16 protein-coding genes are annotated in these 14,176 nt (G+C 63.1%); 6 read left to right on the forward strand and 10 right to left on the reverse strand.

Annotated elements, in window-relative coordinates; translation table 11 throughout:
- The first annotated feature begins 23 nt into the window (after positions 1–23).
- Positions 24–770 (forward strand): MBL fold metallo-hydrolase, encoded by a 747-nt coding sequence (locus C437_RS02570; protein WP_004515312.1) that lies wholly within the window; start codon positions 24–26, stop codon positions 768–770.
- Positions 771–794: 24 nt separating this feature from the next.
- Here the strand turns inward: C437_RS02570 and C437_RS02575 are convergent, their stop codons facing one another.
- The 4 genes from C437_RS02575 to C437_RS02590 form a co-directional block, all read right to left on the reverse strand.
- Positions 795–2,090, reverse strand: a complete 1,296-nt coding sequence (locus C437_RS02575; RefSeq protein WP_004515313.1) for an NUDIX domain-containing protein — start codon at positions 2,088–2,090, stop codon at positions 795–797.
- A gap of 77 nt (positions 2,091–2,167) precedes the next feature.
- Positions 2,168–3,271: an aminotransferase class V-fold PLP-dependent enzyme gene (locus tag C437_RS02580; RefSeq protein WP_004515314.1), complete on the reverse strand. Its 1,104-nt coding sequence runs from the start codon at positions 3,269–3,271 to the stop codon at positions 2,168–2,170.
- Positions 3,272–3,486: 215 nt separating this feature from the next.
- Positions 3,487–4,104, reverse strand: a complete 618-nt coding sequence (gene rdfA, locus C437_RS02585; protein ID WP_004515315.1) for a rod-determining factor RdfA — start codon at positions 4,102–4,104, stop codon at positions 3,487–3,489.
- Positions 4,105–4,148: 44 nt separating this feature from the next.
- On the reverse strand, positions 4,149–6,110 hold the full coding sequence (locus tag C437_RS02590) for an archaea-specific SMC-related protein (protein WP_004515316.1): 1,962 nt from the start codon (positions 6,108–6,110) through the stop codon (positions 4,149–4,151).
- 302 nt (positions 6,111–6,412) lie between these two features.
- Here C437_RS02590 and C437_RS02595 point away from each other — a divergent pair, with 302 nt between their 5' ends.
- The 3 genes from C437_RS02595 to crcB are packed head-to-tail and all read left to right on the forward strand — an operon-like array spanning position 6,413 to position 7,505.
- A complete protein-coding gene (locus C437_RS02595) occupies positions 6,413–6,760 on the forward strand; it encodes a hypothetical protein (RefSeq protein WP_004515317.1) in 348 nt (115 codons plus the stop codon).
- Positions 6,761–6,762: 2 nt separating this feature from the next.
- On the forward strand, positions 6,763–7,146 hold the full coding sequence (locus tag C437_RS02600) for a fluoride efflux transporter FluC (RefSeq protein ID WP_004515318.1): 384 nt from the start codon (positions 6,763–6,765) through the stop codon (positions 7,144–7,146).
- On the forward strand, positions 7,146–7,505 hold the full coding sequence (crcB, locus tag C437_RS02605; protein ID WP_004515319.1) for a fluoride efflux transporter CrcB: 360 nt from the start codon (positions 7,146–7,148) through the stop codon (positions 7,503–7,505). The genes C437_RS02600 and crcB overlap by 1 nt, the downstream gene beginning before the upstream one ends.
- A gap of 42 nt (positions 7,506–7,547) precedes the next feature.
- On the opposite strand, the gene C437_RS02610 is transcribed toward crcB, so the two are convergent.
- A complete protein-coding gene (locus C437_RS02610) occupies positions 7,548–8,582 on the reverse strand; it encodes an ATP-binding protein (protein ID WP_004515320.1) in 1,035 nt (344 codons plus the stop codon).
- A gap of 75 nt (positions 8,583–8,657) precedes the next feature.
- On the opposite strand from C437_RS02610, the gene C437_RS02615 reads away from it, so the two are divergent.
- Positions 8,658–9,104 carry a DUF7382 domain-containing protein gene (locus tag C437_RS02615; protein ID WP_004515321.1) on the forward strand — a complete coding sequence of 149 codons (447 nt, stop codon included), beginning with the start codon at positions 8,658–8,660 and terminating at the stop codon, positions 9,102–9,104.
- Here C437_RS02615 and C437_RS02620 read toward each other — a convergent pair.
- The 4 genes from C437_RS02620 to C437_RS02635 all read right to left on the reverse strand — a co-directional run bounded on the left by C437_RS02620 (position 9,101) and on the right by C437_RS02635 (position 12,403).
- The gene (locus tag C437_RS02620) at positions 9,101–9,832 is read right to left on the reverse strand and encodes a protein-L-isoaspartate O-methyltransferase family protein (protein WP_004515322.1); all 732 of its coding nucleotides are present in this window, start codon (positions 9,830–9,832) and stop codon (positions 9,101–9,103) included. The genes C437_RS02615 and C437_RS02620 overlap by 4 nt on opposite strands.
- A gap of 61 nt (positions 9,833–9,893) precedes the next feature.
- Complete coding sequence (locus C437_RS02625; RefSeq protein WP_004515323.1) at positions 9,894–10,517, reverse strand: protein-L-isoaspartate(D-aspartate) O-methyltransferase; 624 nt, start codon at positions 10,515–10,517, stop codon at positions 9,894–9,896.
- A 1-nt stretch (position 10,518) separates the two neighbouring features.
- Positions 10,519–11,172 (reverse strand): HVO_0476 family zinc finger protein, encoded by a 654-nt coding sequence (locus tag C437_RS02630; protein ID WP_004515324.1) that lies wholly within the window; start codon positions 11,170–11,172, stop codon positions 10,519–10,521.
- A gap of 271 nt (positions 11,173–11,443) precedes the next feature.
- Positions 11,444–12,403 (reverse strand): aminopeptidase, encoded by a 960-nt coding sequence (locus C437_RS02635; protein WP_004515325.1) that lies wholly within the window; start codon positions 12,401–12,403, stop codon positions 11,444–11,446.
- A 192-nt stretch (positions 12,404–12,595) separates the two neighbouring features.
- On the opposite strand from C437_RS02635, the gene C437_RS02640 reads away from it, so the two are divergent.
- Positions 12,596–13,660, forward strand: a complete 1,065-nt coding sequence (locus C437_RS02640) for a type II glyceraldehyde-3-phosphate dehydrogenase (RefSeq protein WP_004515326.1) — start codon at positions 12,596–12,598, stop codon at positions 13,658–13,660.
- 2 nt (positions 13,661–13,662) lie between these two features.
- On the opposite strand, the gene C437_RS02645 is transcribed toward C437_RS02640, so the two are convergent.
- On the reverse strand, positions 13,663–14,154 hold the full coding sequence (locus C437_RS02645; RefSeq protein ID WP_004515327.1) for a metallophosphoesterase: 492 nt from the start codon (positions 14,152–14,154) through the stop codon (positions 13,663–13,665).
- Positions 14,155–14,176 lie beyond the last annotated feature (22 nt).

Consider the following 14,176-nt stretch of genomic DNA (forward strand, 5'->3'; position numbering starts at 1 on the left):
GGTGTAGCGAGTACGGACACCTAATGACAGTTCGACACGACGGGCTGACCGTCGACTGGCTGGGGTACGCGACGCTCCGGTTCGCCGGCGACGACACGGTGGTGTACGTCGACCCGGGCCGGTACGGCGTGCTCACCGGCGAGTGGGAGCCCCACACAGACGGTATCGGCCATCCGTCGAGCAGCGACTACCGACCGGAGGACGGCGACGTGGTCTGCGTGACACACGTCCACCACTACGACCCGGACGGCATTGAGCGCGTCGCGAGCGAGGACGCCACCATTGTCGCCTACGAGGGCATCGACGAGCGCGTCGGCGACCGGGACCTCCCGCCGCTGTCCTCGCTTCCGTACGAGGTCGTCGAGGTCGGGATGAAATCGCAGACGACGGTCGGTGACGTCCCGATCTGGTCGACGCCGGCGTACAACGAGCCGGACGGGCCGCATACGCTCGACGACGGGACGCCGTATCATCCGGAGGGCTTTGGCTGTGGCTTCATGATTGCCGTCGAGGGGACCAGAGCGTTCTACCCGGGCGATTCGGATGTGCTCCCGGGCCATCGGACGCTTGAGGTGTCGTTGCTGTGTCCGCCCATCGGCCCGCGAGCGACGATGGACCGCCACGAGGCCGCCAGCCTGGCCGCGACCATCGACCCGGACCTCGTGATGCCGGTCCACTACAACACCTTCTCTAACCTCGAAGCCGACTCCCGCGCGTTCGCCGCCGACGTGGCCGGAGCCGGCGTCCCGGTCGTGCTAGACGAGCGATGAGCCAGCGCTCGCCGGCCACGGCTATTACCGGCGTTCGGCCCACTCGCTCCGGTCCCGGTGGGCGTCGGCAATCTCCTCGATATCGGTCGGCTCCAGAACGCCGCGTTCGGTGATGACCGTCACTGCCGACGCCGGCGTCACGTCGAACGTAGGGTTCGATACGACGATTTCGGCGTTGCCGTCGTACACCTCACGAGAGTCCCGTTCCTCCCGGTCCCACTCAGCCTGTGGCGCGATTTTGTCCGTCGCACACACTGCGTAGCAGTCCACGTCAGCGGCGGCCGCCGACAGGGCCGCCGAGCGAGTGCCGGCTTTGTTGATTAGGCGACCGTCCGCAAAGACGCGGTCAGCCCCGACAACCAGCGTGTCGGCGCTCCACGCATCCAGTTCATGGCCGAAGGCCGCATCGGTAGTCAGCGTCACCGCGGCGCTCTCAGCAAGCGTCTCAGCGATGCCGACGCCTTCACCGCCGGGCCGTGACTCGGCGACGAGGACGGCTTCGGGAGCAGTGGCATCGACCACTTCGCGGACTGTTCCGGATCGAGACAGCGTTGCGAGGCGGTCGCCGGCGCGCTCGGCGGCGACGGCAGCGGCGACCCGGTCAGCGGTTATCGCGTGGTTCAGCGCCTCTGTCCCGGCTCGTTCGACCGCCGTGGGCGACGCCTTGGTGACGGCGGCCATCGCTCGGTTGATGCGGTTGGCGACGACGACCATCGAGGGGCGTGCCTCGCGGAGTTCGACGGCGAGTGCAGCGAGCGCGTCCCAGTCGTCGCCGTCCCGTTCGGCCGTCTCTAAGTCGTCACTCCGCCCGGCGTCGGCCAGGGCGGCTTCGTCGCGTAGCACCTCAAGCGCCCGGAGCGAGAGCCACGCCGACCCATGGGTTCGGTCTTCGCGGACGGTCGCTACCCGCGGACGAACGCGGTCCCAGGAGGTCCACAGTCGCGGGACCGTCTTACGAGTCAGTATTTCAGGTGGGTGGACCCACACGGTCTCGGTCGTCTCCTCGTTCGTTGTGACTGTACGGGCCCCGCAGTCGAACAGAAACGGATGAACGACCCATCGGACGCCCCGGTCGTCGTCAGGGACCTGAAACGAGTCGCCTCGCCGGACAAGCGTCACCGCGTCAGCCATCCCAGTCTCCTCATCGATTTCGGCCCGAGCAGCCGTCTCCGGGTCCCGGTGTCGCCCGTCGTCGGCGGCGACGTGTCCCGCCACCCCACCCCACTGGCCCCGATACGAGCCGACCGCGTCGCTCCGGCGCAACAGCAACACCTCGCCCTCGCTGCGCAGGAAGCACGTCACGACGGGGCGTGTCTCCATGCGAGAAAGAACGACCGGTCAGGATAAGAAAGTCCGGGCGCGAAAGGCGGAAGCCGGATGTAGCAGCGCCGCCGGGCCTACAGCGCGTTGAGCAGGCGGTCGACGTCGTCGGCAGTATTGAACGCGTGGACCGACGCGCGGAGCGCCTCAGGATAGGAAAGTGATCTGATAATGACACCCTCAGCCGCGAGTCGCTCGACGGTCGCCTCGGGGTCGTCGGCGGTGAACGTCACGAGTCCAGACTCGTAGTTCCGGGGACTCAGCAGCCGGTCGCCGAGGCCGTCTTTGAGCCGGTCGGTCAGTCGTTCGACACGGGGCTGGATTGTGTCGAATCCGACGGCTTCAATCGTTTCGATGGCATTTGCGAGCGCGACGTAGGGAACTGGCGAGGTGGTTCCGACCTCGAATCGGCGCGCGCCCTCGTGGTACTCATACCCGTCAGCGCCGGGGTCTTGGACGCTCCGATACCCGATTCGGGTCTGGTGCAGTCGGTCATACGCGTCCGGGTTGACGTAGAGGAACCCACCGCCCCAGATGCCTAACAGCCACTTGTGCCCCGCCGCGGCCACGAAATCAGCGCCCCAGTCAGTCACGTCGACGGGGTGTTGCCCAACAGACTGGACGGCGTCGACGAGCACCTGCGCGCCGGCGTCGTGGGCCGCGTCGACGACATCTGAAACCGGGAGTCTGGTCCCGTGGGTCCAAGAGAGCGAACTCAGCGTCACCAGTCTGGCGTCGGCCACGGCGTCTTTCATGTCTGCCATGTCGAGCCGACCGCCGGCTGTCTCCAGTACTCGGACCTCAATGTCGTGGGTGTCGGCCAGTCGGTCCCATGGGAGCGTGCCGGCAGGGTGTTCGAGGTCTGTCCGGACAACCACGTCGCCGGGTTGCCAGTCGATAGCCCCGGCGACTATGTTGACCCCGTCGGCGGTGCTGCGAGTGAACGCGACGTTTTCGGCGTCGGTCCCGAGATGGCTGGCGACAACTTCGCGGGCCGCCGCGATAGCGTCCCACGCAACCGTATAGGGCCCCTCAGCCGCAGGCGCGTCGAAAGCGTGTCGTTCGAGAAACGCCGTCGCGGCGTCGACCACTGGGCGCGGCGTCGGCCCGCTCGCCCCTGTGTTGAAATACGTACACCGTTCGAGTGCTGGAATCGACGCTCGGAGCTCGGCTGGGTCCATGTCCGTTTCAACGAACCCCGATGTCTTCAGCCCTGTGTGACCGAACAAGCAACTGGAACGACGGATTCACGAGACGGCAGTACGGTTCTACCTCTACGGCCGCCCACCGTCGGCGAATCACCATTTTTGTTGGGCTTCACAACCGTTATCGATTGCTGAGTTGATTTTGTGTTGTTGCAGGTGCCTCGGCGCAGTGTACAGTCCAGAGTGGCGACTCAGTCCTGCTGACACGCACAGCCGCCCTGTTCGAAGAACTCTGCGACGGCGTACTGGCTACCACAGGACTGACACAGCACCTGTGCGTCCAGAAATACCTCGAAGTCCTCGATATCGATACGGCCCGTATCGCGCAGTTTCTCGATGCGCTGGTCAGTGACAGAGAGCGTCCGGGTCAGGAGTCGCTGAATGCTTTCGAGATCCTTTTCGATCTTCTCGTCGTCGGACAGCCCCTGATACTCCGCGCCGCGCCATTCCTTCAGATATGACCGAATAGCCTGATAGGTGATGAAATCGGTTTCGAGACGGTCGACGTCGACACCGTTGCGTTCGAGTCGGTTGACCGTGTCAGTCCGAACGCCCGTGCTGATGTCGTCACCGGTGAGGTTCTCGTATGTCGATTCCACGTCGCTTTCGAGCGCGCTCAGGCCCGCATCGACCAGCTCACGTTCAAGCAGCCGCTTGTTGAAAAACTCCGCAAGATCACGGAGACTCATCCGCTCTTCGCCGTCACCTGTCCAGCGAGCCTCCATCTCCGCACCGAGTCCATCAAGTTCATACTCGTCGATGAGTCGAGCGACCTTGCTCGACGGCCGGCCGTCTGTCGTATTCGCCATCTGTTGCTCCCACGTACGGTAACCGGAACTAAAAGACTACGGGGTTAGATCGAGGTAATGCGGTTGAAGTCGTCGTCAAGCGCCTGCGCGTCCTCCGGGAGGAGGGCGACGACGAGATGCTCGGCGTAGTCAGCAAAGTACTCGACGAGTTCGGCAATCCGCGCCGAGTCGATGGCTTCCAGCGAGTCAAGCAGCATGAACGGAACGCTCTCGTGGAGGTCGTGGACCAGATAGCCCGCCAGTGCGAAGATGAGCCCCGTCACTTCGCGCTCGCTCTCGCTGAGGTGCTCGATGGTGTCCTCGTAGGCCGCGCCGTTTTCCGTGGTCCGGACGATGTGGAGTTCGAACACCGTTCGGTCGACCTTCTGTCGCCCCTCGCGGACGGTCTGCTCGACGCGCTCGATCCAGATGCGTTCGAGGTTCTCGTACTCCAGGATGCCGAGGATGGCGTCCATATGCTCGTTGAACTGGTCGACGGCGTTGGCTTCGATCTGGTCGATTTTCGTCCGCTTGTCAGTGAGTTCCTCGATGAGGGCGTCACGCTCGTCACGGAGGTCGTCGGCCCGATTGACCATCTCCTCTATCTCCTCTATCTCGGCGGACACGTCGTCGAGGTCGGACTCCAGGCTGTCAATCTCGAACTCGAGCTGGTTTGCCTCCCGGTGTAGCGCAAGGATCTCGTCGAAATCCTCGGATTCGAGGTTGTCGACCTCGTCTTCCAGCGACTCGACGTCTGCAGTCAGTTCCTCTCGCCGGTTCTTCAGGGAGGAGATCTGCTCTTCGCGGCGTTCGATCTCCGTTTCGGTCTCCCGTATCTTCCGTTCGACGTTCTCGCGACGGCGCTGCTTCTTTTCGGCTTCGCGCTGGTCGGTCTTGAGATCGTCAAGTTCTGACTTGATGTCGTTGAGATCCTCGACTTTCTGCCGGCGGAGGTCCTGCAGGCGGTCAACAGTGTCTTCGATCTGCTCGCGGTCGACCGTCGAGCCACACGTCCAGCAGACGACGGATTCCTCGTCCTCACCTTCGAGCAGTTGTTCCGTGACATCGGCGTCTGAACCCTCGGGCGCGTCGTCGAGGGACTGGATGACATCGTAGTCTTCCTCTTCGAGCCGTTCCTCGTTGTACTGGATCAGGCTCTGGAGGTCGGATATCTCGCTGTTCAGCCGCTGACGCTGGTCACGCAGGGTTGCGATTTCGTCTTCGAGGTGCTGCTGGTCGCCCATCGGCGTCTCCGGCAGTTCGTCGAGTTCGTCTTCGAGATCAGACCGTTCGCGTTTCAGCGAGGAGATACTCTCCTGCTGTGCCTCGATGTCCCGCCGGACAGATTCGAGATCCGACCGTGTCGAGCGAAGTTCGTCGAGCTTCTCTTCGAGGACATCCTGCTCCTGACGGCTCTCCTCGATATCCCGGCTGCTGTTGTCTATCTCCTCCTCGCGCTCGGCCAGTTTCTCGCGTTTCTCCTCGATCTGCTCGCGGAGTTCGGTCCGGCGCTGTTCGAGGTCCGGAAGGTCACGCTGGCGGGACTCAACCGTGGCGAGTTCGTCGTTGATGTCGCTTTTCTCCGCTTCTAGCCGCTCGACCTCCGAACGGATGGCGTCGATGTCGACTGGCCGCATGATGATTTCGCGGAGATCGTCGCCGCGGGCCACTGACCGACGCGCTTCGTTGGTTTCGAGGAGGAACGCGAACAGGTCGGCGACCTCGGGATCAGCAAGGTATCCGTCGCCGTCGAACTGCACAGCGTCTCCCGCCCGTGTGAGCGTCCGTTCGTACACCTGTTCTCCGTACGTGAGGGCAACGCTTCCCTCGTCAGCATCGCCTTTCAGCGTCGCCTGTGTACTCCCCATCGCCGCCATAATAGATTGCAGAAAGGACGTCCGGTTTGTGGCGTTTTTCCCCGTTAGAACTGTCACACCCGGAGGAATATCGACTGTCGTCTCGTCGATCCCACCGATATTGGTGACATCGAAATGGGCGACACTAGATTCTTGCTGTGATTCTGGCATTGGCTGCTGTAGTCGGAGCGGATATAAAAATAATTTCATTGCCGAAAACCATTTTAGCCACTGACGCCCTACAGTGGGTCGCTACGGGAGACGCGAAACGAGAGGATACAGCAGATGGTCGATAAGCCGACAACCGCGTCCGGAATAACACCTGTACCAATATTATTCCGGGACTGAGCTATTGACAAGGAGAGAGTGGCTGTTTCGTCAGTACTGCTGTTTTGTTGTGTATATCAATGTTTCCCGCTTGTAACCATAATCATATGGCAATCTATAAGACAGCGTGATTAGAATCGGGCTGTATGACGCGTTACGAAACGCTACTTGAGGTCGAACTGGACGAGTGGGACGGTGGACACGGCGTCTTACAGATTGTCGACCCGGACGACAGTGACACCGCCGAGCTACGGTTCTGCTATTTCAACGAAAACGGCAAGTTCACCAACCGGCCGCTAACACTGCGTCCCGATGAAGAGACACTCGACCGGACGACGCAGATGGTGGAGAACCTCGGGTACGTCGCGCGGACGTTCGACCCGACAGAAATCCGTGAACTCGTCGAGATGCTGGGCGAAGAGCGGGTTATCGAACTCGCACAGCTCGTCGACACGCTCGGTGAAGCACGGCTGGCGGAGATACTCGGAGAGTAAGGATGGCAGACACTCACCCACTGGTAACGGTCGAAACTATCGTTCTCGTGGCTCTCGGGGGCTTTGCCGGTTCGAATCTCCGGTACTTCGTCGGCCTCTTTTTTCCGGGGGTACAGGGGACGCTGCTGGTCAACGTCCTCGGCAGTTTCGCGCTCGGGGTGCTCGTGTACGAGGGGCTGCAGGTCGGTGCGCTGGCAAGCGAGACGAAACTGGCCGCCTCGACCGGCTTCATCTCGTCGTTTACTACCTACAGCACGTTCGCGGTGGAAACAGTATTGACGCCCGAGTGGGCTGTTGCGAACGTCGTCGGGAGCTACGCGTTGGGGTTTGCCGGCGTCCTCGTCGGCCGTGAAGTCGTCCGGCTGTTCGCCGGAGGTGACCGCTGATGGTCGCTATCGAGCCGGCGCATCTGGTCGGGACCGGCGGCGCTATCGGCGCACTCTGTCGCCATTATCTGGCGGGGGCTGTCCAGCGAGAACGGTTCCCGGTTGGGACGCTCACAGTGAACACTGTCGGGAGCTTCGTTTTGGGACTGGTGACGTTCGCTGGTGTGACCGGTGACGCGGCGTTGCTTGTCGGTGTCGGTGCGTGTGGATCGTTCACGACGTTTTCTTCGTTTTCTGTAGAGACAGTCCGGCTGTGGGAAGACGGTTACGCGGGGCTGGCTGTGGGCAACGCTGTCGGGAACCTAGCCTGTGCGCTGGCTGGAATCGGGCTGGCCTGGGGTGTCGTACAGGTCGTTTGACTCAGAGAGTCGTTATTTTCCAGAACTCACCGCAGGGCAGCCCTACTCTCTGCCTGCTCCGATGTCGCTTGCCCGCGGAGTCTCGCCGCCGTGGGGCGTCCGCCGCTCGCGGACGGTTACGTGATGGACAGATTCGGTGCCGTCGTCGACGACGAGCGCGTCACCGGTCGTCTCCGGTAGCCGGGCCGCGAAATCACCGTCGAGATACGTCGGATGGGCGGCGTGTAATGCGTCAATGTCAGCTGTGCTCGTCAGCCGGTGGGCGACGAGCAGGTCGGTCTGGGAGACTGTCGTCGCCGGCACCGCGCTGGGTCGCTGTGTCGCCAGCACACAACTCACACCGGGCTGGCGGCCGCGGGTGACGAGACGGCGGAGCGGACGCCGGGCGACGCCGTCGGTAAACGCGTGTGCTTCGTCGATCAAGAACCACGGCAGTCGGCACGTCTGTTCGGCCATCCGAACGTCGTACAGCGCAGTCGCGACAGCGGCGAGAACCGCGCCGGCTGGTCGGGAAGCGAGTCCCGACATATCAAGCACCGTCAAGCTATCGCTGCACAGCGTTTCTGTCTCGATACCCGCAGCATCGAAGATGTCCCATGACGCGGCGAGCGCGAGGTGGTTCGATGCCGCGCGGGCGGTACTCGCAACGGCATCCACATCGGCTACCCACGAGCGCATCCCATCGAGGGTCGCACACTCGCTCGCCGCTCGCCACACGAGCGCTCCTGCGCCTCGTTCCGGGTCGAGGCCGAGCACCGTACACCACTGGCGCGGGTCGAGCGCGTCCGCGCGAACGCGAGGATGTACGACCGTCGCAGGCACATCCGCAGTTTCGAGCGGCGTGAACGCCCCCATCGGGTCGGCGACAACCGGGGCGACCCCTTCGGCGGCAAGCAGCCCTTCGGCGAGGACGCCGAGCGTGTACGTCTTCCCCGACCCGCGTTTGCCGACGACGAGACCGATATGTGGCCGGTCAACGTCGACGTCGACTGGGGCACCGCGGCTTCCGTCACGGGCCCGATAGTGGCCCAGCCGTGTCGTTGCCCCCGTCGCTTCCTCTCGTCCGATAACGACCATGCCGGCGGTTGTCCCGTTCCAGTACTTGAACGTTCATCCGAGAGTTCAAGTACCAGTTCGAAGCCACACCTGTCCATGTCAGATTCGCTGTGGCGCGACGAGCGTGCGATCGAAGGACTGCCGATTCGTCTGGTCATCGCGCTGGTAGTCGGTGTCGCCTGTCTCTCCGTGATGATGAGCACTATCTCCGGAATCGAAACGCTGCAGGTGACAGAGGTCGATGTTGAGCCACACCCAGAAGTGGCTAATCCGGGGACACAGGACATCGTTGTCACTGTCGTCGACTCGAAGGGATCACCCGTCTCCGGCGCGACGGTCGTCGCTAAAAGTGGGACGGCAACGCTCTCGTCGGTCAAGACTGGCGAGACAGGTAGCGCAGGGAACGCGACCCTCTCGCTGTCGCCGTCGCTCGGCCCGAATCAACAGGACGGCACTGTCACGTTCGAAGTGAAACCACCAGCGGGGAGTAACTACGAGGACGCTCGCTCGAACACCGACCTGCTCGTCGTCGACTCTCCCTAGCCGTCCCAGTCAATCCACTCCCGCTCCCAGCCGGCGCGGGACTGTGCTGCCCGGCGGGCGCGTTCGCGGTCCTCGCGGTGGGTCCGGTTCCGCTCGACGGTGTCGGCCTGCTCGCCCTCGACGAGCATCGGCTGGAATGCGACGGTCCCATGTCGCTTGATCGACCCGTCGGCCTCGACGACAGCCAGTGACTGTTCGCCGGTTCCCAGCGGCATCACGAGCCGGCCGTCCTCGGTCAACTGCTGGAGGAGCGCTCTGGGCGGGTCAATTGCAGCGGCTTCCAGAAGAATCCGGTCATACGGTGCGTATTCGGGGAGTCCGTCAGCCCCGTCGCGGCGGTCGACGAGGACGGCGTCGTAGCCTGCTTCTGCCAGATTTTGCCGCGCTTCAATAACGAGGCGGCGCGTGATATCTATCGCATGAACGTTCGCTGCACCGACGTGTTCTGCCAGCACCGCGGCCGTGTAGCCGACGCCAGCGCCGACCACGAGCACATCGTCGTCTTCTGCGGGTGACAGGGCTTCGAGCACCCGGCCGGCGGTACTGGGCGAGAGTACGCGCGTTCCGAGGCGCTCAAACGGGCGGTCGGAGTAGGCCTGTTGCTCGCCGACGAATGCCTCCCGGGGGACGGCACGCATCGCTGTCGACAGCCACGCGCTCCGGACGACACCCTTACTCTCGTGTTGGAGGCTGTCGACCATGTCGTCTCGCAGTACCGCCGGGTCCATACCACTATATTCGGCCAGAGCTATATCAATGGCGCGACAACGGCCATGTCTGTCGAAAACGCTACTGGAGCGGAACGAATCGAACCCCACCGTGGTCCTCGCTGTCGAGCGTGCCGTCGGCCTGTTTCTCCGCCCGGATAAGACGCTGTTGTCCGTCGTCAATTGGAGCCAGCAGAACGCCACCGACGCGGGTCTGTTCGACGAGTAAGGTGGGGAAGTCCGGCGCGGCACAGGTCAGATACGTCCGGTCGTAGGGCGCGTGTTCGGACCACCCCTGCTTGCCGTCGCCAGCTCGAACCGAAACGCCGCCGTAACCGGTCGCATATAGCGTCTCCCGTGTCTCGTCGGCCAGCGACGCGTGGTACTCCACGCTGTAGACGTTCTCGGGGCCGACCAGTTCAGCGGTCACCGCCGCGTGGTAGCCACAGCCGGTCCCGATTTCGAGCACCCGGTCGCCCGGAGACAGGTCAAGCAACGCAGCCATGATTGCGACCATATGCGGCGCAGAAATGGTCTGGCCCGACCCGATTGGGAGCGGGCGGTCGGCGTAGGCAGCGTGTCGCTTGTCTTCCGGGACGAACCGGTGGCGTGGAACCGACGCTATCGCCGCGAGAACGTGCTCGTCGACGACCCGCTCTCGGAGACGGTCAGACAGCCGCGACCGTTGCCGGTCCCAGTCTGCCATCCTACCACGCAGACCATGCCGTGGTCGACTCGTCTCTGACGTACAGTCGGTTGATATCTTTCGCGATACCCATGTCACCGTCGTGGTCCATGTTCTCGTGGTCGTAGCCGTGGGCGTCGTCGCGGACGTGAATCCCCTCGACGGTGAACTCCTCCTCGCCGAACTCCTCGGTCTCGCCGACGACGAACTCGTAGTCGCCCGGGACGTGGAGCTTGAAGCTCTCAGTCTCGTCATGAGTCCCGTCTTTCGGGTGCATCGTGACGTTGACCGAGACGTTGCCGACGGCCCGGGACCAGATGGTCTCGACGTCCTCGGCGGCCGCCTCGTCTTCGCGGCCGTCCGAAGTCTCTAAACTGGTGATACGGGCGGTCACAACGGCCTCTTCGGTCTCCAGCAGGAACTCCTCGCCGACGGACAGTTCTTCCTCGGCCGGGACATCAACCTCTGCGGTGAAGGAGTCACCATCCTGCGAGACGACGACGCTCCGCTCCAGCGTCTCCGCCTCCGGCAGTTGTTCCTTGTGGACGTGGTCACAGTCCGTACAGCGAATCGTCACGTGGCCGCCCGGCTTCAGCACCTCGTGAACCGTTTCCAGGTCCGGCGAACAGGCCGGACACGGGAGGGCGATGCGGTCGCCCGGTGTAGCGTCTGTCATATGCAGCCGTTGACTGCGCTCCCGTAAATGGTCGTCGCCACGGCGCTGCTCGTGGTTCTGTCTCGCACGGTCACACAGAACTTATTGAACCGCCGACCAGACCGTCGGGTATGGTCCCCGGCAGAACCACGCCGGGATAGCCAGCGGCTGCATCATCGCCCTGACGGCGCTGGCCACCGTCACAGTCTGGCCCCTCGCTGTTCGCGGCCCGGAGCGGGCTGCTCACTCAACGCGAGGAAGCGTTACTTCTTCGCCTGCCTCGCGGTTCATTTCACTCACCGCTCGGCTTCGGGAGGTCTACGACCTCCCCATCCGCATACACGGTCGGTTCCGTCAGAATCCCGTCCAGATGGATCGGGGCGTGGACATCGCCGCCCATCGCGTGGTCGTCGCCGATAGCGATGTGGACAGTGCCACCGGCCTTCTCGTCTAAGAGAACGGATCCGACCAGTTCAGTCACAGCGACGTTCGTGCCGATGCCCAGCTCTGCGAGATTGTACGCGTCTCGGCCGACCTCTTCAGCGGCGTCCTCGACCTGCGCGCGGATGTCGGGGTCGTCGATATCTGTGACGTAGCCGTCCTCGACCTCGAAAGTGAGTCGCTTACCGTCGAGTTTTCCGTGGGGGCGCATCGTTCCGTCGACGACGAACGTGCCGTCGGCCGTCTCCGGAGCGAGGAACACCTCGCCGGCGGGGAGGTTCGACATCGTGCCCGCCTCGTGGACGATGCCAGTGTCCATGTGCCACTCGCGGGCACCGATACCGAACGTAATGTCGGTCCCCTGTGGCGACGTGACCCGGATTTCTTCGGCGTCTTCGACCTGTGCCAGTACGTCCTCACAGTGCTGTTCGATGCGGTGGTAGTCGGCGTCTAATCCCATCAGGAACACGCCTTCGCTGATGCCGGGCAGGGTCGCGACGCGAGCACCGGCGTCGTTAGCGTCGGTCCGGGCCTGGGTGTGGCTCAGGCTCTTTGTCGTCGGTGCGAGCACGACGTCGGCAGTTTCCATCGCGCCAGCGACCGGCGCGGGCGGTTCCGCACCGTGTTGCTCGCCCGGCGGATAGCGCACGAAAACCGAGTCGTCAGTAATCTCCGCGGCGACGCGATACAGCGCCTCGCCGATTGATTTCCGCTGGTCATCAGTGACAACCGCACACGATTCGTCGGGCTGGAGGTTCAGGCACTGTCTGACAGCGGTCTCCGCGGGCGCGCGAAGCGACGAGTTGTCCATACAACTGACTGCGTACTCCGGCTGAATAACTCTTGGTAGACAGCCGGTATGATGCGTCGAAACACGCCACGGCGAAGTGTTTTCGACGAGATTATGCTAAAAGTTCACAATCGCCAGTGGTACAACGATCTGAGTTAATTTCTCCGAATATTAATCACAAAGAATATACTCTCCCCGGAGGTATGGACGTGTATGCTCCACGTGGGCATCAACGGCTTCGGCACCATCGGGAAACGCGTCGCTGACGCGGTACGTGTCCAGCCAGATATGACAGTTGCGGGCGTCGCAAAGCGCTCGCCGAACTTCGAGGCAACTATCGCAGACGACCGCGGCTACGACCTCTATGCCGCGGACGGCCGCGAACCGTTCGATGAAGCCGATCTCGCAACGGCTGGGACGGTCCATGACCTCATTGAAACGAGCGACGTGGTCGTCGATACTACGCCAAGTGGCGTCGGCGCGGCCAACGCGTCGCTGTACGCTGAACACGACACGCCGGCCATCTTCCAGGGTGGGGAAGACGCCGATGTGGCAGACGTGAGCTTCAATGCTCGCGCCAACTACGAGAACGCGGTCGGGGCGGACACGGCCCGCGTCGTCTCGTGTAATACAACAGGCCTTTCACGCCTTCTCGCGCCGCTCAAGGACACATACGGCGTCGAAAAATCACGTGTGACACTGGTCCGGCGCGGTGCCGACCCGGGCCAGACCGGTCGCGGCCCGATCAACGACACACTTCCTGATCCCGTCGAAATCCCCTCCCACCACGGTCCTGACGTCCAGACTATTTTTCCCGACCTCGATATCGACACGATGGGGATGAAGGTCCCGACGACGCAGATGCACACCCACAGCGTCAATGTCACGCTGGAAAGCAAGCCAACGACAGAGGAGGTCACGTCGCTACTGACCGACGAATCGCGGCTGTTCCTCATCCCGGAGACGCTCGGTATCGACGGCGCGGGCAAACTCAAGGAGTACACCCGCGACGCCGGTCGCCCACGCGGTGACGTGTGGGAAAACTGCATCTGGGCCGAATCCATCACCGTTGAGGGGCGAGACCTCTACCTGTTCCAGGCGATCCACCAGGAAGCCGATGTCGTGCCGGAGAACATCGACGCCGTCCGCGCGCTCTCAGAGCGGACCGCAAGTGCCGAGAAGAGCATCCGACGCACCGACGAAGCCCTCGGTGTCGGCCGCGGACTCGTCGAACACGACGGCAGCCCACAGCGCGTCGACAGCCACGCAGACGACTAATTTTACCCCAGTTCGTGGAATTCCACTTCGCCGGTGTCCGTCGAGAGCGTCGCGACAGAGAACGGGCCGGGGGCCGGTGGAATGGAAATACCGCCGGGGTTAATTCGTACCGTGTCCCCGCGCTTCTCGTGCCCGCGTTCGTGCGTGTGCCCGTGGAACACGTAGTCGTAGGTCCCACAGTCGACCAGCGCATCGACGATCTCCTCGCTGGTCCCGTGATACACCGCAATAGCGTGTCCGTCGACGGTCAGTTCGCCCATCTCGCCGAAGTACGTGCCAAAGTCGTCAACCGTAGACTGGACCGCCCACTCGCCGTCGTTGTTGCCACGAACAGCATAAAACGACCAGTCGCCGTCGAACGGCGTCACCGAGAACGGCGCGACGAAGTCGCCGCAGTGGACGACTGTCTCACAGCCCGCGTCCGTGAACGTCTCGACTGCGGCTGCAACCTTCGACGCGTTGTCGTGCGTATCCGAGACGATGCCGACCTGCATACCAGCGATTTTCAGACGGCAA

The sequence above is a fragment of the Haloarcula vallismortis ATCC 29715 genome (assembly GCF_000337775.1).
GTDB classification, from domain to species: domain Archaea; phylum Halobacteriota; class Halobacteria; order Halobacteriales; family Haloarculaceae; genus Haloarcula; species Haloarcula vallismortis.